This is a genomic window from Mycobacterium sp., from assembly GCF_965277065.1.
Classification (GTDB): Bacteria; Actinomycetota; Actinomycetes; order Mycobacteriales; family Mycobacteriaceae; genus Mycobacterium.
In genome coordinates this window covers 70,033-88,779 of sequence record NZ_CBDIBT010000014.1, presented here as the reverse complement: position 1 = coordinate 88,779, position 18,747 = coordinate 70,033, and the positions used below count along the sequence as shown (strand labels likewise).

Here is an 18,747-nt window from a genome sequence, read left to right as displayed (position 1 = left end):
ACTAACCCCTCAGGTAGAACAACGCGAAGAGCATGATCCACAGCAGGTCGACCATGTGCCAATACACCCCGCCGACCTCGATCATCCGGAAGCGGTCTCGGCGGTCGGCATCGTCGAATGCATTCGACCCGAGCGCCTTCACTTGGCTGCGGACATACATCAGAACGCCCAAGCCGAGCGACGCGTGCAGCAAGTGCACGAAGGTGAGTACGAAGTACAGCGTGAAAAACTGATTGGTCTCCGGCGTGATGCCGGCGGCAAGTTTGCCGCCGTACTCGACGAACTTGATTGCGACGAACGCCGCTCCGCCGGCGAAGCCCCAGACCACCAGCCGCGATGCCAGGTCGATCAGACCCTTCCGCGCGGCTGTCACCGCCATGACCACGGCCCAAGAACTGGCGAGCAGCAGAAGCGTATAGACAAGTCCGTAGACGGGGTTGATCATCCGCTGCGAGGTGTCGAACATGTTGCGGTTTTCCGCGCGGGTGAGACCGTAAATGAAGAACATCGCGGCGAACACAAGCATGTCGCCCATCAGAAACACCCAGATCCCCGACTCGCCGGGCACCTTTCGCAGCCGGGCGCTCACAGCGGCTTCTTTCGCGTCCCGCACCGTCGCGACGTCGTTGTCAAGCGTCATCGTTCCGCCTCTAGACCTTGCTCGCGTCTGGCACCTGAACAACAAGGTCTTCGTCGTCGGACAGGAGTGTCGGCGACGTCGTGCCGTCACGCTCATCTCTCACTAGCGACCACGACCTGATCTGCACAACGGCGATCACGCCCACCCAGAGGAAGAACGAGACGCCCGGAACCCAGAACGCAATCGCGCCGTTATAGCTGAACGGTCCGCTGTAGTAGAAGACGCTCAACGCGGAGAAGATCTCCAGTGCACCACACCAGAAGCTGAAGTAGCCCGCCCAGCGTGGGAAATACCGCTCGTCGTTGCTCTTGCTGAGAATCGCGAAACCCGCGATCAGCGGCCAGATCACGAAGAGTGGCCAGGGCAGCAGGAAGAGCCAGTAGACGAAGTCCCACATGAGCTGCACCGTGGCGGGGTCCAGCGAGTCCACCCGGTAGGCCATCGCCGATCCGATGAGGCCGCACAGCATGCCGAGCACGCCACCGTTGATCCCCACGATCACCATCAGGTAGAAGGCCAGCGGCGAGTCGTTGGCGTATTTGCGGACCTGGTAGGCAAAGGTGAGCGACCACGTCGTCAGCAGGGTGTATCCGAAGACCAGCACCATCAGCATGCCGATCAGAACTTGGTACTTGTGGTCGTGGACGAACGTCGCCAGCGCTCGCGGGTCCATGGACGGCGATCGCGGCGGAATATATCGGGCCACCACGAATCCGCCGCCGCAAAAGACCATGTACACCAAGCCCGACCACGTGCCCAGGATCTCCAGACGCCGGTCCAGCAGGCTCTTCGCGTCGTTCATAGCGACTCCTTTGGCGCTCATCGGCAGACGACTGCGAGCACGTGCTAGCTTTGCCTCGCATGTTCGCTACACACTAACCATTATGTAGCGCAGAGTCAATGGGGCCTGCACCCGAAGATTCGGGGCCGACCTCCATTCACCACGAAGCTCGGATGGACGTCGGCGCCTTGAATAAGGTATATAGTTATCTTATTTTAGAATGATGCCAAGCGGGTGAGGACAGTTTGAGATGACGCGTAGCAGACACCGACGACTCACCGTCGCACCAGAAACGCCTAGCAGGAGTATCCCCACAGACACGGAGAAATGGGACCCGGCGTCGACCGAACGCGCGATGGGGTTCATCCGCCCAGTGATCAAGCGGTGGTTCCGTTCCGAGATCAGCGGATTCAGTACTTTTCCTCTCGGCGCGGCGCTGGTGGTGGGTAACCACTCCGGAGGCGTGCTGGCCATGGACATCCCCATTTTCGCGATCGGTTTCTACGAGAAATTCGGCTACGACAGGCCGTTGTTCTCCCTCGGGCACGATGTGTTGTTCCAGGGTCCGCAGGCCGACTACTTGCGGCGCATCGGACTGCTGCCCGCCACGCGAGACAACGCGGCGGACGCGCTGCGCTCGGGCGGGGTTGTCCAGGTGTTTCCCGGTGGCAGCTACGATGCCTACCGGTCGTCCGCGCACGCCAACACCGTCGATTTCAAACGCCGCACCGGTTACGTGCGGACCGCGTTGGAGGCCGGCGTGCCGATCGTTCCAGTGGTGTCGATCGGCGGCCAGGAGACCCAACTGTTTTTGACACGCGGAAGCGGGTTGGCGCGTCGGCTCGGTTTAAGCAAGGCGCGCTTCGACATATTGCCGATCACCGTCGGTGTGCCGTTCGGTGCAAGCGTGCTGTTACCGATCAACCTGCCGCTGCCGAGCAAGATCACCACACGAGTGCTCGAACCCATCGACATCACCGCAGAATTCGGGGCCGACCCCGACCCGGCCGAGGTTGACATCCACGTGCGCCGAGTCATGCAGACCGCACTCGATGACATGGCAGCCCACCGCCGGTTCCCGGTGCTGGGCTGATGCTCACGAAAGCGCATCAACGCATGACGAACGTCCGCGATCTGTTGGCGGTGTTGACCAGATCGCGGTTTCTGGCGCCGTTGCGGCCGGACAAGTACGCGCGCTTCGTGGCAGCCTTCCGAAGTCAGGGCATGTCCCCGACGATCGGGATCAGCTTGGCGGCGATCCGGTGTCCGGAACGAACCGGCCTGGTTGATGAGATCGGAGCGCTGACGTGGAAGCAGCTAGACGAGCGCGCCCAGGCGCTCGCGGCGGGGCTGCTGCAGCTGCCGGGCACCCCGCCGAGCACGGTCGGTGTGCTGTGCCGCAACCACCGCGGCTTCGTTGACGCCATTGCGGCGGCATGCGTGATCGGGGCGGACGTGGTGTTGCTCAACACCTCGTTTGCCGGTCCCGCGCTCGCCGAGGTGATCGAACGCGAGAGCGTGGACACGGTCGTCTACGACCAGGAGTTCGCGGCCTCGGTCGTCGCCGGCGCAGCCGCCCTCGACCCCGCTCGCCGCATCCTGGCCTGGCTTGACGGGCCCGCCGCCGGGCAGCCCACCACTGAAGCGCTGTTGACCAGACACCACGGAGCACGGCCGCCGGCTCCGGCACGGCTGAGCAAGATCATCCTGCTCACCTCCGGCACAACCGGCACCCCCAAAGGCGCCAAGCAATCCGGCGGCGGCCCGACTCAATTGATCTCCATCCTGGGCCGCGTGCCCTGGCGGGCCGAAGAAGCTACCGTCATCGCCGCTCCCATGTTCCACGCCTGGGGTTTCATGCAGCTGATGGTGTCCAGCCTGATGGCCTGCACCGTGGTGACGCGACGCCACTTCGACCCCGAAGCCACCCTGGCGCTGGTCGACCAGCACCACGCCACCGGCCTGTCGGTGGTGCCGGTGATGTTCGACCGCATCATGGACCTGCCGACCGCCTTGCTCAACCGCTACAGTGCGCGCTCGCTGCGCTTCGCGTCGGCATCAGGCTCGCGGATGCGATCCGACGTGGTCATCGCCTTTATGGACCGCTTCGGCGACGTTATCTACAACAACTACAACGCCACCGAGGCCGGGCTGATCGCCACCGCCACGCCCGCCGATCTGCGCGCCGCGCCCGATACCGCCGGGCGCCCTGCAGTCGGCACCGAACTCCGCATCCTCGATCACGCTCATCACGCGGTGCCGCCGGGCGAAGTCGGCCAGATCTACGTGCGCAATTCCACCCAGTTCGGCGGCTACACCAGTGGGCAGACCAAGCACTTCCACGAGGGGTTCATGGCCTCCGGCGACCTCGGCCGCTTCGATGACGCGGGCCGGCTCTACGTCGTCGGCCGAGACGACGACATGATCGTGTCCGGCGGAGAGAACATTTACCCCATCGAAGTCGAGAAGAGCCTGATGACGCACCCTGATGTGGCGGAAGCCGCCGTGATCGGCGTCGACGACAGCCGGTTCGGCCAGCGTCTGGTCGCGTTCGTGGTGGCCAAGCCGGGGCTGAGCGCCGACGCCGACGCGCTCAAACAACACGTCCGCAACCACCTGGCTAACTACAAGGTGCCGCGGGCCATCCACGTGGTGCCTGAACTCCCCCGCACAGCCACCGGCAAGATCGTGCGAAGAAAACTGAACGAACTCGCCCTCGACGCGACGGAGTGAGCTGGTACTAGACAACCCTGCCAGTGGGCGCCATCGCGGTCTCGACATGCGTTAATCCGGTGGGAAGTCCGGCCGCGTCGCGGATGTCGACGAACGCGCGCAGCATGGCATCCGTTACCTCGTGGGTGTCCTCGAACGTGCGGTCGTCGGAGATGACCGAGATGTTCAGCTGGTCGACATAGCTCCACACGGTGATGTTCAATCCCGAGCCCGCTTGCAACGGACCGACCGAGTAGATCTCGCTCATCGAAACACCGCCCACGTGGCCGCGGGTGCGCGGCCCGGGAACGTTGGAGATTGTCACGTTCAACAGCTTGTTGTGGGCGTCGCGGCGCGACAGCCACCGGAACGCGATAGGCGACACCACCGGCGGGAAATACGCCGCCCACCGGCTGAACAGCGCCGGACCCAGCAGGTGGAAGTTCTCCTTGGCGATCGCGGTCGACAGATGCGTCAGCCGGACCCTCTCGAGGGCGTCGCCCAACTGCACCGGCAGCGACACCAACATGCCGCCCAGCTCGTTGCCGGCGACCCGGTGCGGCGAGGTGTCCAGGCTGGCCGGAACCATGGCGATCAGAGGGTCGTCGGCATGCCCGTCGTAGTGCAACAACAACTCACGCAAAGCACCGGACGACATGGCCAGGATCAGGTCGTTGATCGTGACGCCCAGCTGCTTGCTGGTTTCCTTGACGTCGGCCAGCGCCAGCGTCGCGCTCGCAAAAGTGCGCGCGGGAGACAGTCGGTGGTTGAGGAATGTCGCTGGCAGCCGGAAACTACGCGCCAGGTGCGGATGAACGTCGCGCTCCCGTGACCTTCGTTTCACCTGGGAGACGCCGTCGGCGGTGTGCTTGAGCAGTCGGGGCAGCTGGCGCACCTGACGCAGGTGGTCGGCGAGTGCCTTTTGTACCAGGATGGGCTTCGACAGCGGCGCCGACGGCGCGTAGCCGTCCTGCTCGTCGGCCAGCGAAGTATCCCAGTCGATGGCAACCGCCATCATGTTGCCGGCGGCGACACCGTCGGCCAAGGCGTGGTGGACCTTGCACACGACCGCGACACGATGGTCTGCCATGCCCTCGACGACGTGGAACTCCCAGAGCGGCCGGCTGCGATCCAATGGCGTGCTGGCGATCTCGCCGATCAGGTCGTCGAGCTCGCGGCGCCCTCCCGGTGAGGCGATCGCGGCCCGTCGCACATGGTAGTCCAGCTCGACCTCGCAGTCCTCCAGCCACATGGCGTGATGCATGTTCAGCGGAATGTCGATGAGTCGATAGCGCAGCGGTTCGAGCAGGTGCAGCCGTCGCCGCAATGCGCGACGAACGCTGTCATACCCGAAATCTCCTGCGACACTGCCGATGTCGAACACCGAGACCTTGAGGGTATGGGCATGCACATTCGGCGTCTCGCTGTATAGGAGCAGGGCATCGATCCCACCGATCCGCTTCATTGACCGTTCTTTCCAGCCGGCGGACGTTCAGCCCGAGAATCGACGCAATCGTTCGACCGCGGTGGCGACCAGGTGTCCGGCGCCGTCGTCGGCGAGGTCCGCTCGGACCATTATCACGTCGTCGACGTCGCTCAGCACGGTCGCGGTCGCCGTGAACGGACCCTGCTTGCCGCCCTTGACGATTCGCGCGCTAAATGTCTCGACACGGCAGTTGGGTCCGGCGACCTGCAGGGCGGCAGCCTCCAGGTTCACCAGGATCGGGCCGTGATGAAGGGCCTTATACCCAAGGGCGAGAGTCATTTCCGGTATGACGAAGCCGCCCCCGTCTCGCGGCACCGCGCCGTAGGCACTGCTCAGCGGCGGCAGATCGCCGGTATCCTCGACGCCCGGCCCGGGATCGACATACACGAAACCGGGCAGCGTGTCCGACATCACCGTCCAGTCAGCCGTCCCGAGCCCGACCACCGAGTCCGGATTGTCGGCGTCGGTGAACATGCATTCGGTGAATTTCTGGCTTCGCGCCGAGTGGGTCATCGAACCGATAATGCCCAGCCGACGCACGTCGGACGCGGGCCGTCCGAGGTGTACGTCGATGTGCGTAAGCGCCAGCTGCCAGTGCCGGTCGATCGCGTTTCCGGCAGCGTCGAGCATCGCGATGGCCGCTGGCGCGCCGGTCAGACCGCCACCATGGCGCATGTCGCTGCGCAGCACCATCTCCCCGACCGCGTTATAGCCTTCTCCCAGCACCGAGTGGCACCCGAGATAGGAGTAGGTGACGAGTTGTTCGAGGGTGGCGGCCCAGATCCCGTGCGGGGTCTTGTCGACCTGGCCACTAGTACTCATCGCGACAGGATCGTGACGGCTGAGGCGCCCGGGGCGCCATACAGGTGGGTGTAGCCGACGCGGGGGTTCCCGTCGACCTGGCGATCGCCGGCGCGGCCCTGCAGCTGAAGCACGATCTCGCGGATCTGTCGCAGCCCGGACGCGCCGATCGGTTCGCCGTTGGCGATCAGCCCGCCGTCGGTGTTGACCGGAAGTCTGCCGCCGATCTCGGTCATGCCCTCGGCGATCCACTTCTCCTGCTCGCCGTCGGCGCAAAAACCGTTCTCGGCCATGTGGATCACCTCCGATCCGGCGTCAGTGTCCTGCAGTTGGGCGACGTGCACGTCCTCGGGTCCGATACCCGCCGTCTCGTAGGCGACAACGGATGCCTCGACGCTCGGGCTGGGCGCAGTGTCCAACGGTAGCGACGGGCTCTGCAACTCGAAGGCGCCAAGGCGCCGGCTACGCAGTTCGGCCGCCCGCACGAACACCGGCGCGTCAGTGTAGTTGCGGGCCAGATCGCCGCGGCAGAGCACCAAGGCCGCGGCACCTTCGTCTGGATTGCAGTACATGGTGCGGGTCAGCGGGTAGTTGACCACCGCATCGTCGAGGATCTCCTCGACCGCCAGGGCCTTGCGCCGCCACGCGTGCGGAGTGATCGACCCGTTGTAAAGGTTCTTAGCCGCCACCTTGGCCAGCGTCTTGAGAGTGATGCCGTGCAGGCCCATGTAGCGGTTGATCTTTGTTCCGAAGAAGTGGGTGGTCAGGAACATCCCGGTCTGGCCGTACCACGCCGGCAGCCCGACCACCGACGGGTCGGCCGCGAATGCACCGCGCGGATGCTTGTCCATGCCGATCGCCATCGCGATGTCGGCCTCGCCATTGCGGATCGCCGCGGCAGCCATTTGCAGCGACGTGCCGCCGGTCGCGCAGCCGTTGAAGACCCCGCGGACCGGGATCCCGGTCAGACCCAACCAGCTGACGATGGCGTCCGGGTTGGACACCTCGTAGCTGCCGATGAATGCGGTCTGCACGTCGGACCACTGGACACTCGCGTCGGCCAGCGCATCCTTCGACGCGTCAGCGCCCATCTCGAGGCAAAGCTTGTCGCCGTGCCGCCCGAACGGGTGCAGACCGACCCCGATGATCGCGACCTCATTTGCCATGCTGTCAGTCCTTAATGCTCGGTCTCAACGGGAGTGAACGCGTATGTCAGCACCTCGGTGCCGTCCGCGCGGGTCGTATAAGGCACGATTCGCAGTTCCATGTCCTGACCCACGGTCAACTTGGCCGGGTCGGGCTCGGTGAATCGCGCCTGGATCAGTAGCTCGCCCGGCAACTCGACGTAGCCCAGCGAAAACGCAACGAAAGTCCCAGCGGTGTCGTTGCCATCGTATGGCGGCGACGGCGGCCGGAATTGCTGAGTGGTGAACGCCCACAACGTCCCCCGCGTCGCCAACAGGTGTTCGGTTTCGCCGGCGCGCGCCGGGAAGGACAGCGCCCCGTCGCGCTCCGAGGCAATCAATCGTGGCTCATCCGACGGCCAGGTAAACAGGCCGTCGGCGACGGGAACTTGATTCGGCATGGTCACGATGGTATCAAATAGATATTCATTTAGCTATATAATGACCTCCGTGACCGCCGTCCACAAGCGCTGCCGCCGGAGACGATCCGGCGCCGTTCATGCCTGCGCGCTCGGAGGATGTGGACACCAGCAGGCGGCACATGCTCAGCCGAAAGGTGGCTTTTCGCCCCTGATCGCACTGCGGAGGCCCTCGGTTGCTGCTTGCAGCACCGCCGTTATCCCACGCCGAGACGTCAGTACAGAAATCGGATTAGCCGGTTCGACGGTGACTTCGAAGCGCACCCGAGTGGCGTCCAAACCAACCCGCTTCAAGTTGTACTCGACGTGTTGGAATGTCTGCAGTGCCGTCGCTTCGGCGTCCCACACCAACCAGTCTGGCCCCCAATGGAATTCAAGAATCTCCTCATCAGGGACTTTGAACACTTGGATGGCGACCTTGACGTGGTGGGGTCGGCCGTCCTCGTACGTGTCGAGCACTTCTGCTCTCTTGTGCACCGGCGACCACTTGGGAACATCGGAAATGTTGGCAAGCGCATTCATCACCACGCCCACAGGGGCCTCGATGACAATCTCGCGTGACGCTTGAATCGCCACAGCACGAATGTACTGCGGGGCTCAGGTCCACGCCGCAATTTGACGAGACCAGCGTTGACGCGGAAGCCGTACCGGTGGGCCTGGTCACCGATTGGGGTTGTGACACCCAAACCGCTGATCGACGTCGACGACGCGACGCGGACAGCTCCGGACACACTCGAGTGCGGGCCGCGGGCGCCGGGGACATCGCCTACTTCGGCGGGGCAGCCCGGCGCCCCGCCGAAGCATGCACGCTATGGACTGTGGACGCCACCGCATGCTGTTATCAACGTTCATGTGCGCCATCCGCGCAATGGGCTGCGGCCTTGCGGAGCCGACCACGTCATCAGCCCCGGCGACCACGGGGGCCACAGGGGCCCGGAAGACGAACTCCAACCATCCTGGCGCCCGCCACAGCGGCTAGCCAGTGTCTCGTCGTCGCTGTCGACATCAGCACTGCAGTGAAATCCAGGAGGATCGAAATGTCAGCGCAGACGCTTGATTCCGCAGGAGAGCCGGAGGAATTGTCAACCCGCGCTGGCGACCCACGTGAAGACCTGGCGCGCCGATCGAGGCGGTCGGCCGTCGGGTTCGTCGTCATGGCGGTCATTGTCACGGCGATCTTCGCGGCGTTCTGCCACCGTGGGGCCGGAGCATCGATCGCCAATCCGGATCCTGCCGGCTCCTACTCCGAGCAGGGCGTGCCGCGACCGCACCCAGCAATGCTCGGTTTTCAGTACTGGCCGCAGTACTTCGAAATCATGTCGCTGATTTCGTTTGTGGCGCTGATCGCCGTCGGGACGATGCTGACCTTTCGGCGGGGCCGCTGGGCACCGATCCTGACGATGCTGGCTGCCGCGCTGACGTTGTCACTGCTCGACCCGGTCATGAACTGGTCGCCCTACGCGTCGTACAACCCGCGGCTGCTGCACCTGCCCGAGACGTGGCCGTGGGTGCGGCTGGCGCCGACCGTCGAGCCGATCGTGAGCTGGCTGGGCTACATCTACTACTGGCTGGTGCCTGCATGGGCACTGCTCTGGCTCTACAAGAAAGTCGTCGGCCGGGCGAGCGTCAATTCACAGTCCTGGGTCGTCCGCCACCCGATGGTCTCGCTGGCGATTGTGGCGTACCCGTCGTGCTTCCTGTGGGACCTGATGATCGAAACCTTCCTGGTCCGCACCGGCCTGATCGCCTACACCCAGGTGATCGCCCCGATCTCACTGTGGGCCGGTCAGCGCTGGCAGTACCCCATCGTGATGAACTCCGGCTTCATGGCGTTGTCGATCTTCATGGCGGCGTCGATGATGCACCGCGACGACACCGGCCTGACCTTTCCGGAGCGGACCGCGGCCAAGCTGCGCGCGTGCAGGCGGACACCGAATCTCGGCACCTACCTCGTCACCATGTCAGTCATGGGCCCGCTATTTCTGACCTACTTGATTGGATTCGGATTGGCGAGAGTCGCCGGTGTTCAAGACACACCTGCGCAACCGTGGCCGTACCCAGAAACCAAAGTCTTTGACCCGCAGGGTTTCTACCGCGACCACGGGGAGCCCGGCCCGTTCATGGTCGGCTCATGGACCGGCTTCGAACGCGACGCCACGCGGCACCGGCGCTGACCGACTGCGCGCACCTTGTTCGCCGATGCGCGCGGCGCGCCGTTCGGTAAGACCGTCCACCGACGCTTCCAGCGTGTCCCCCCCGAAGTCCAGCCAGGAAGTGGTGCCCCCTTCGGCGGCAATACAAGAACCATTGACATAACGCGAAGCGTCGGACGCGAGGAACAACGCCACATTGGCGATGTCATCGACCTCGCCGATCTGTGGTGTGAGCAAAAGGCGGTGCACCGCCGCCCCGATCGCGGGATCGCTCAGAGCTTGCTTGACGATGGCGCTGCTGCGAACCCAGCCAACGGTTATCGAGTTTGCCCGGATTCCGCGCCGTCCATAGTCGACGGCTAGCACCCGAGTGAGTGCGTCGAGGCCGGCCTTGGCCGCGGAATAAGCCGGCCGTCGGTGAAATCCCCGGATGGCCGCGGTGGACGAGATGCTGACGATCGAGCCACGCCCCGCCCGAAGCATGTGCGGCACTGCGTATTTCGCGCACCACAGCGGTGCGTACAGCCCGATACGAATCGCCAGCTCGAGATCCTCAGTGCGCAGCTCGGTGACGTAGTCGTCGGCACCGGTGCCCGTCGGCGCCGCGTTATTCACCAGGACGTCGAGATGGCCCAACTGCTGCGCTGCCGCTTCGACGAGGCGGCAGACCTCGTCCTCATTGCGCAGGTCGGCGGCGACGAAGTGACCGATTCCGCCGGCGGAGCGGATGGTCGCCACGACATCGGCGCCACGCTCGGCATCGCGTCCGGTAACCACGACCGATGCCCCTCGCGCGGCGAACATCTGCGCGATGGCGCGCCCGATCCCCGACGTCGAGCCGGTGACCAGAGCCGCCTTCCCCTCTAGCGGCTCCGTATCGTTCATAAGACTTGACTTTATCGTCAAGATAGCGGAATTTCCTAACCGCACGACTCGTTGTGATTTCACTACCGGATGTCCAGCCGACCGATCGACACCCCGAGAGAACCGCAACAAGTTACCGATCGGCGGCGTGGTTTCCGCTTGGATCACCAATCGCGAGGCGGCGTCCGAGAATCAGATCCGGATCAGACCCTTGCCCGTCAGCAGGCCTAGCTCGGGGCCGGAGTACACGCCGGGAACGGCCGCGCAAATTGCGGGGATCGAGTTCACCGTCGGTGTGGCCGTGCAGAACAGCGGCCCGGCCTGCGGGTCAGCCGGCTTGGCGGCGTCGTTCATGGTCAGATACAGCTCCAACCTCGGGTCGCCCTCGACGAGCACCCGGTAGCCGCCCACGCCGAGCGGTTGGGGCCAGTCGGGCGCTACGTGCGGATGCATCCGGGTGACCTGCTCGACCGAAAGCACAACCTTGCCGCCGACGATGCCGTGGATCTTCAAAAACGCCGCGGCCGCGGCGCCCGCCTCGATCTTGCCGAACGGGTACTCGATCGCGGCTACCGCTGGCGCGCGCTGCACCTCGACCTGAACGTCGTCCAGCGTCACGCCCAGCGACTCTGCCAGTGACTCCAGCGTCGCTTCACGCCATGCCATCGTCCTACTGCCCCGCGTGTAAAACGGCGGAATCATCTCGACCGGCTCGCCGAAGCCGAACCCGCCGAGCAGCTCTTCGGGGTGGTCGTAGGTGGAGAAGTCCATGATCTCCGTCAGGCGTACGTGATCGATACGCTGACCCAGCCCGGTCACCACCAACGGCAAAATGTCAGCCGCCCAGCCCGGGTTGATGCCGGTGTTCAGCAACGACACCCCGCCCGCCCGGCACGCGGCCTGCAGCCGCTGCCCGAATTGCGGATCCACCGTCGTGGTTCGGGGGCAGACGAAGGGCAGCAGCGACGCGGACACCACGTTCTTGCCCGAACGCAAGAACTTCTCCACCTGGTTGACGATGTCGGGCAGCCGATTGCCGCCGTCCCACCACTCGTAGTGCGCGACGCAGTCGGCCTCCAGCGCGAGGACCTGATCCAGGTCGGTAGTGGCCCGCACCCCGACATCGGGCAGGCCGCACAATTCCCCCGCATCCCGTCCGGCCTTGCCGGGGCTGTGCACCAGCAGGCCGACCAGCTCGAGGTCGGGATGTTCGATGATCGAGCGCAGCGCGTAGCGACCCACCTGGCCGGTCGCGACCTGAATGACTTTGAGCACCATCGTAATTCCTTAGTCGGGTAGCGAACAGCCGGCGGCCAGGTTTCCCACGTCCCGCAAGAGCGCGACGCCACCGGGGGTGTAGTCGTAGCCTGACTGCGGATATCCGTTGGACAGCAATGCGAACGAAAGACCGGTGGCCGGGTCGGCGAATGCCAGCTGGTAGGCCGCACCGCCATTCCCGAATGCCTCGGGCGAGGCGTTGGGCGGCATCCAGCTGCCTGCGTCGGGCCCGCGAACAGTGACGAAGAGGCCCATGCTGGTGCGCAGCTGCGAGCCCCCGTAGATCTGTTCGCCGACGGGCACCGCGGTCACCCGGGCCCGCACGGCGTCCGCGATGACCTCGGGCGACCACAGCCGGTCGTCGCCCGCCAAGGCCGCGAGCAGCGCCTGGTAGTGCAATCCGATATCGGCGGCCGATGCCACCACCGCGTGCGACGGCTCGCCCGCGGCCACGATGTCGGGATTGTTCAGGTACCACGGTCCCCATGGGTCGACGTCGCTACCGTCCCCGTCGGTGCACCGCATGGGCGCGACGCCGGCCTTCTGATCGTCGCGCGACACACCCAACGCGGCACCTAGGCCCAGCGGCTCGGCGATCTCGCGGCGCAGAAACTCCGGCAGCGGCATCCCGCTGCGGCGTTCGACGATCTCGGCGATCACCCAGCCCGCCGACGTCAGGTGGAACTGGAAGGTCTGTCCGGGCGGCTCGTCGAGGCGCCATTTGGCGAAGGCTTCTAGCCTACGGCCGCGGTCGGCCATCTTCGGATAGCCCAACGGGGCGAACGGAATTCCCGCTGTGTGAGTCATCACGTGCTCGACGGTGATCGAATCCTTACCGTGGGTGGCGAACTCGTCGATGATGTCAGCGACCGGCTCGGAGACGTCGAGCCGGCCGTCGCCGATCAGCTTCCAGGCCGCGCTGGCGACATAGGGCCGCCCAGCCGATTGCAGCAGATAACGAGGTTCGGCGACGCTCACACCGGCGTCGCCGACGGTCTCGAACGCGACCAGACGTCCGCGGCGCGCCAGCGCCAGTTGGGCCGACGGCAGCCGGCCGATATCGACCTCGGTGCGCACGCGGCGGATAAGTGCGTCGAGCCGGGCCGCATTGACGCCCACGGTCGCCGGGTCGACGAGATCGCGGGACATCGCGTCGATCATCGGAACGCCTCGCGCAGAATGTATTTCTGCACCTTGCCCGAGGCGGTAGTCGGAAACTCTTCCACCGCCCGCCACACCCTTGGCACCTTGTAGCCCGCCAACGATTCCCGCGCCCACGCCTCCAGCTCGCCCCAGTTGGGCGGGTCTTGGTCGCGGAACCGGACGGCCGCCGCGACCTGCTCGCCCCAGCGCTCGTCAGGGACCCCGAGTACTGCCGCGTCGCCGACCGCGGGGTGCGACACCAGCACCTTCTCGACTTCGGTCGGGTACACGTTCTCGCCGCCCCTGATGATGACCTCGCGGCATCGGCCATGGAAGCTGATCACGCCATCGGCCATGGAACACAGGTCACCGGTGTGCAGAAATCCGTCGCCGTCGAAGGCGGCAGCCGTCTGCTCAGGGTCGTCGAGATACCCGGTCATCATCACGGGCGATCTAACGGCGAGCTCTCCGACGACGCCGCATCCGACGGTCTCGGCGGTGCCGGACGCGACGATGCGCACTTCGCGATGCAGGCCGGCCCGGCCGATGGTCAGCGCCTTGACCTCGTCGGGATCGTCGAGCCGGGTCTGCGCGATCCACGGTGCCTCGGACTGTCCGTAGGTGTTGACGACGCGGGCACCAAATGTCCGCTCGGCCCGCCGGATCAGCGAAGGAGCCACCGCGGCACCGCCGATCGTCATCAGCTGCAACGCCGATAGGTCAGTGTCGGCCGCGTCGGCGTGTTCCAGCAGTGCGAGCAGCACCGTGGGGACCACGCCGACCGCGGTCGCGCGCGTCGCGACCAACGCGTCGAGAACCGCAGCGGCCTCGAAGCCCGGCATCAGCACGATGGTGCCTGTCTGGGCCAGCACGGTGAGAAGCACACAGACCGACCCGCCGACATGATGCAGCGGAAGGGGATGACACCAGATGGCGCCCTCCGGGAGGCCGAGCAGCGGAACCGATAGCGTGCCGACGTTCATCGCGACCCGGTGACTCAGTACAGCGCCCTTCGGCGCGCCGGTGGTTCCAGAGGTGTACTGGACGAGGAAGGCGGCTTCTGGCGATACGTGCGGCAGGCCGCGCGCGGGAATATCGCCGGCGCGCCAGGCGGCCAGATCGAAGATCCGCCGCAGCTGCGGAATCGCTAGCGCGGCGGCCCGGTCGAGCAGGCGCTGACCGCGGAACTCGGCGACGGAAAGGATTGCGACGCAGCCCGACCGCGACAGCAGGTCGCACACCTCGGCGTCGGTGAGCGAGGGATTCAGTGGAACCAACACAAGCCCGGCAAGTGCGGCCGCGTACTCCACGACCACCCACTCGGTGCTGTTGGGCGACCAGACCGCGACGCGTTCGCCGGGTTCGGCGACAGCCAGCAGAATGGCGGCGCCCGCGCCGGCGGCCCGGGCCAGCTCGGAGTAGGACATAAACCGGTACCGGCCGTCCGCGGCCAGCCATTCGATCACCGCGGCACGATCCGGCGCTTGTACCGCGTTGTGGCGCAGCACCGTGCCGACGGTGTCGTCACACAGCGGGACGCTGGTGTCCGCCGGCCAGTATGCCGGCGGGGCAGCATTCACATTTGTACCTCGGTGCCGATCACGCCGAGTCGCTCGTACTCGGCGATCTGCTCATCGCTGCGGCCGCACAGCTCGCGCAGGATGTCGTGGTTGTGCTGGCCCAGCAGCGGGGCGTGCGAACGGTTGACGCGGCCGGGGCCGGCCGAGAAGCGCGCGGGGTAGCCGCAGTGCGTGACGGTGCCGAGGATGGGATGGTCGACCTCTTCGAAAAACCCACGCGCTTGCAGCTGCTCGTTGTCGACCTGCCGTTCGGCGGGAATGACGACGCCGACCGGCACTCCGACCGCCCACAACGTCGATACCACCTCGGCGCTTTGCCTGGTCGCGGTCCAGGCGCTGATCGCCGCGTCCAGCACGTCCTGCGCGACGCGACGGCCCGCGGCGTGGGCTAGAGCGGCGTCCCGTAACCAGTCGTCCCGGTCCAGCGCCGCGGCGAGGCCGCGCCACTGTTGGTCGGTTTCAACGGCGACGGCAACCCACTGATCGTGCTCGCCATCTGCGTCGGTGTCGGCGCACAGGTAGAGGTTCTGCGGGGCTGCGGTGGGACCACGGTTGCCGTCGCGGGTGAGGAGGTTGCCGTAAGCCGTGTACTCGATCACCTGCTCGGCGGCGATGCACAGCGCAGCGCCGATCATCGGTGCCTCAATCAGCATCCCCTGCCCGGTGCGCCGCTGGTGTTCCAGCGCGAGCAGCAGGGCGATGGTCGCGTGTGATCCGGCGACCGGATCTCCAGGGCCGTTGAGGAACTGCGGCTCCTCGTCGGCGTAGCCGGCCAGCCAGGCCAGCCCGGACACCGCTTCCATGGTTTGGGCATACGCAGAGCGGTCCCGCCACGGGCCGTCCAGACCGAATCCGGGCATCCGGACCATGATGACGTCGGGTTTGACCTCTTTGAGCTTGCCGTAGGTGAGTCCCCATGACTCGGTCACCCTGGGCGTGTAGTTCTCGATCACCACATCGCACTGCTTGACCAGATCCAGCGCCAGTTCGCGGCCGGTCTCGGAGTTCATGTCCAGGGTGAGGCCACGCTTGTTGGTATTGCCGCCCTGATAGCCGGGCCCTGTCTCCCACCAATGCGGCTGGTCGAATGGGCGTGCAGCGCGGTAACGCATGCCGTCGATGCGCTGCACCGATTCCACGTGAATGACATCGGCACCTAGGATGGCCAGCAGATGGCCCACGATGGGCCCAGCCCAGAATGCAGTGAAGTCAGCGACCCGCAAGCCCTCGAACGGCAGCCGCGGCTCGGTGTCGCCCCTGGCGGCGGGCGCAACACGGACAGGCAGCTCGGTGTCGGTGTGCTCCCCCAGCGCCGGCGCCACAGCCGCGCTCGCCGGCCCGGCCGGCGTGTCGTGCAGGCGGTAGGGCGGGGTCGGTTGAAGAAAGCCGCGACCAGGGTGTTCAGCGAGGTATCCGCCGTCGCGGAAATGCTCGAACTCGGTAACCGTGCGTCCGTCGCCGACCGGGGCCACCGGAATGCGGAACGCGGTGGCGAGCTCGATGATCTCGTCAACGGTGTGCTGGCCCATCCAGGCGTCGACGTCCTTGCCCAGTTCATCCCGCCGATTCAGGCGCGTCACCAGCGAGATCAGCGACTCATCTTCGAGCCATTCGGCCTTGTCGACCATCACGCAGAAATCTAGCCACTGCTGACCGGTGACGACCATGAAGCCGACGAGCCCGTCACTGGCCTGCTCGATGCCGGGGAAGCTCTTGAATCGCGAGGGGAATACTGGCATGCCGGTGATGCTCGCGTAGGTCACCGGATACACGCTGTGCGTCAGGATCAGCGACTCAAGCTCAGAGACGTCGACGAGTTCGCCGCGGCCGGTGTGCAGCGCGCGCCAGCGCGCCGACAGCGCCGAGACCGCGCCGATCATGCCAATCAGCCAGTCGCCTGTGCGCCCACCGGCGGCCACCGGCGCGCGGGCGGGATCACCTCGGTGCCACATGCCGCCCGACCAAGCCTGCAAGGTGAACTCGGTGGAAGGTTTGTCTGCCCAGGGCCCGTCCAACCCAAACGGGGTCAGCGCCACGACGACGGCGTGCGGCGCCAGCTTCCGTAGCGCCGATGGCGAAAGCGCAGCGTCGTCGGCCAATTCCGACCCGGGCGACCACACGATGATGTCGGCGCTGGCCAGCACCGCCGCCGCGCCGCCGGGGTCCGCAAGAACGCTGCGCTTGCCGCCCGCTAGAAACTTGAACAACGCGCCGTCGTCGCCACCCAGCTTGCGACCCGAAGCCGACCATTTGCGCAACGGATCGCCTGCGGGCGACTCGAGCTTGATCACCGTGGCGCCGCCGTCGCGCAACAGTCGGGTGCAGTAGCCGCCCGCGATACCTGACGACAGGTCCGCGACGACGATGCCGTCAAGTGGTGTCTGTGCTGTCTCGGTCATGTTCAGCAGAACCGTGTCAGAGCGAGTTGGTGGGTTCGGTGGGGGCGAGTACATTTTTGCCGCCCCTAATCTGGCGCAACGTTATGTAGTCGCCTTTGTACCCGCGGTGGTCGTAAGGCCCGAACGAGAGCATGTTGCCCGGCCCCCCGGCTGTCGCGGGCACACGTCGCACCATCTCTAATCCGCGCCGCAGCCCGTCGCGAGAGCACGGCCTGGCATTCGCGAGTCCATGCGCCACCACGTTGGCCATGTCGTAGCCCTGGGCGGTGTAGCAGTGCATTGGACGGCGCCCGTCGAACCGCTTTTCGAACCGGTCAAGCATGGCCATGAACTGCTCGTTACGTTCGTCGTACTGGTCTACGCCGATCCACCCCTCGTAATTGTTGAGCAGTCCGCCGTATTGAGTGCCGTCCATCTTGGCCAGGCCGGGGATGGTACCCATGAAAATAGACATGGTGATTCTGGCCGCGTCGTAGCCGTCGGCGAAAAGTTCTTGCGAGGCGGTCAGCACCGCCGCCGCGGTTGCCCCGAACCCGACGTAGAGGTAAGCCTGTGCACCGGCCTCCCGCATCTGCTCAACGGCTCGGCGCCCTTCATCGTCGGCAAAGAACGAGCCAAGCGCGACGTCGGCGACGAGGCTCGCGTCGCGCTTCTTAATCCGCTGTTTGATCCACGCGGCGTACTCGTCGCCGAGTGCGTTGTCTTCGCGGATGAGGCCGAGTTTCGTCGCACCATGGATGTCGACCGCGTGGTCGACCATGATGATGCCCTCGTCGCTGAACGTGCCGTTCGGCGTCAGGAAGGTCCATGGGCCGCCCATGTCCATCGCACCCGACATCGCGATGAACGGAATTTTTATGCTCTCGGCCCATGGCTTGACCACGGGCGCGTTCTCCGAGGTGTGCGGGCCGATGATCGCGATCGGGTCGAAGTCGCGTACCACCTCTTCGACAGCATTCAGAATCGTCGAGGCCCGCCGAAACGGAAGGCCTTCTATTTCAACGACTTTCAGCTCGACAGGACGGTCCAGCAGGCCGCTTTCCAGAGCGTCCTCAAACGCGAGCTGGGTGGCGTCGTACTGATCGTAGAGCGGCTCGACGCCGATTCCCCAGTCCTGAATGATCGCCACACGGTGCGGTTCTCGCTCGCCGGAAACCGCGTCGCCCAGTGTGCGGGAGATGCCCTGCGGGTACTCCGCCATAAGGTCTGACCTCCATCGATTCAGGCGACCTGACCCGCGCTACCAGATCAACGAGCCCGACTCTACGAAAGACTTGACTGAGGTGTCAAGTATGGCATGGTTATAG

The 18,747-nt window shown here is 65.4% G+C and carries 16 protein-coding genes; 3 read left to right on the top strand and 13 right to left on the bottom strand.

The window, feature by feature from the left end; genetic code table 11:
- Window position 1: 1 nt before the first annotated feature.
- Entirely contained in the window at window positions 2-640 is a 639-nt protein-coding gene (locus ACQY5A_RS03165) for a cytochrome c oxidase subunit 3 (RefSeq protein WP_428338925.1), read from the bottom strand.
- Window positions 641-650: 10 nt separating this feature from the next.
- Window positions 651-1,442, bottom strand: coding sequence for a hypothetical protein (locus tag ACQY5A_RS03160; RefSeq protein WP_428338924.1), 792 nt, complete (start codon window positions 1,440-1,442; stop codon window positions 651-653).
- Between the two features lie 229 nt (window positions 1,443-1,671).
- Here ACQY5A_RS03160 and ACQY5A_RS03155 point away from each other — a divergent pair, with 229 nt between their 5' ends.
- Entirely contained in the window at window positions 1,672-2,514 is an 843-nt protein-coding gene (locus ACQY5A_RS03155; protein ID WP_428338923.1) for a lysophospholipid acyltransferase family protein, read from the top strand.
- Window positions 2,515-2,537: 23 nt separating this feature from the next.
- Window positions 2,538-4,154, top strand: coding sequence for an acyl-CoA ligase FadD12 (fadD12, locus tag ACQY5A_RS03150; RefSeq protein WP_428338922.1), 1,617 nt, complete (start codon window positions 2,538-2,540; stop codon window positions 4,152-4,154).
- 7 nt (window positions 4,155-4,161) lie between these two features.
- Here the strand turns inward: fadD12 and ACQY5A_RS03145 are convergent, their stop codons facing one another.
- The 5 genes from ACQY5A_RS03145 to ACQY5A_RS03125 form a co-directional block, all read right to left on the bottom strand.
- On the bottom strand, window positions 4,162-5,598 hold the full coding sequence (locus ACQY5A_RS03145; RefSeq protein ID WP_428338921.1) for a WS/DGAT/MGAT family O-acyltransferase: 1,437 nt from the start codon (window positions 5,596-5,598) through the stop codon (window positions 4,162-4,164).
- Window positions 5,599-5,625: 27 nt separating this feature from the next.
- Window positions 5,626-6,441 (bottom strand): PaaI family thioesterase, encoded by an 816-nt coding sequence (locus tag ACQY5A_RS03140; RefSeq protein ID WP_428338920.1) that lies wholly within the window; start codon window positions 6,439-6,441, stop codon window positions 5,626-5,628.
- On the bottom strand, window positions 6,438-7,586 hold the full coding sequence (locus ACQY5A_RS03135; RefSeq protein ID WP_428338919.1) for a thiolase family protein: 1,149 nt from the start codon (window positions 7,584-7,586) through the stop codon (window positions 6,438-6,440). The genes ACQY5A_RS03140 and ACQY5A_RS03135 overlap by 4 nt, the downstream gene beginning before the upstream one ends.
- Window positions 7,587-7,597: 11 nt before the next feature.
- Entirely contained in the window at window positions 7,598-8,005 is a 408-nt protein-coding gene (locus ACQY5A_RS03130) for an OB-fold domain-containing protein (protein WP_428338918.1), read from the bottom strand.
- Between the two features lie 144 nt (window positions 8,006-8,149).
- Window positions 8,150-8,599: an SRPBCC family protein gene (locus ACQY5A_RS03125; protein WP_428338917.1), complete on the bottom strand. Its 450-nt coding sequence runs from the start codon at window positions 8,597-8,599 to the stop codon at window positions 8,150-8,152.
- Window positions 8,600-9,177: 578 nt separating this feature from the next.
- Here ACQY5A_RS03125 and ACQY5A_RS03120 point away from each other — a divergent pair.
- The gene (locus ACQY5A_RS03120; RefSeq protein WP_428338916.1) at window positions 9,178-10,197 is read left to right on the top strand and encodes a spirocyclase AveC family protein; all 1,020 of its coding nucleotides are present in this window, start codon (window positions 9,178-9,180) and stop codon (window positions 10,195-10,197) included.
- On the opposite strand, the gene ACQY5A_RS03115 is transcribed toward ACQY5A_RS03120, so the two are convergent.
- From ACQY5A_RS03115 to ACQY5A_RS03090, 6 genes are all read right to left on the bottom strand, one after another.
- Window positions 10,153-11,061 carry an SDR family NAD(P)-dependent oxidoreductase gene (locus ACQY5A_RS03115; RefSeq protein WP_428338915.1) on the bottom strand — a complete coding sequence of 303 codons (909 nt, stop codon included), beginning with the start codon at window positions 11,059-11,061 and terminating at the stop codon, window positions 10,153-10,155. The genes ACQY5A_RS03120 and ACQY5A_RS03115 overlap by 45 nt on opposite strands.
- A gap of 171 nt (window positions 11,062-11,232) precedes the next feature.
- Window positions 11,233-12,318, bottom strand: a complete 1,086-nt coding sequence (locus ACQY5A_RS03110) for an NAD(P)H-dependent amine dehydrogenase family protein (RefSeq protein ID WP_428338914.1) — start codon at window positions 12,316-12,318, stop codon at window positions 11,233-11,235.
- Between the two features lie 9 nt (window positions 12,319-12,327).
- The gene (locus ACQY5A_RS03105; protein ID WP_428338913.1) at window positions 12,328-13,479 is read right to left on the bottom strand and encodes a serine hydrolase domain-containing protein; all 1,152 of its coding nucleotides are present in this window, start codon (window positions 13,477-13,479) and stop codon (window positions 12,328-12,330) included.
- Window positions 13,476-15,041 carry a class I adenylate-forming enzyme family protein gene (locus tag ACQY5A_RS03100; protein ID WP_428338912.1) on the bottom strand — a complete coding sequence of 522 codons (1,566 nt, stop codon included), beginning with the start codon at window positions 15,039-15,041 and terminating at the stop codon, window positions 13,476-13,478. Before ACQY5A_RS03100 ends, ACQY5A_RS03105 begins: the two co-directional genes overlap by 4 nt.
- Window positions 15,038-17,440 (bottom strand): CaiB/BaiF CoA transferase family protein, encoded by a 2,403-nt coding sequence (locus tag ACQY5A_RS03095; protein WP_428338911.1) that lies wholly within the window; start codon window positions 17,438-17,440, stop codon window positions 15,038-15,040. Before ACQY5A_RS03095 ends, ACQY5A_RS03100 begins: the two co-directional genes overlap by 4 nt.
- Window positions 17,441-17,456: 16 nt before the next feature.
- Complete coding sequence (locus ACQY5A_RS03090) at window positions 17,457-18,641, bottom strand: ABC transporter substrate-binding protein (RefSeq protein ID WP_428338910.1); 1,185 nt, start codon at window positions 18,639-18,641, stop codon at window positions 17,457-17,459.
- Between the last annotated feature and the right edge of the window lie 106 nt (window positions 18,642-18,747).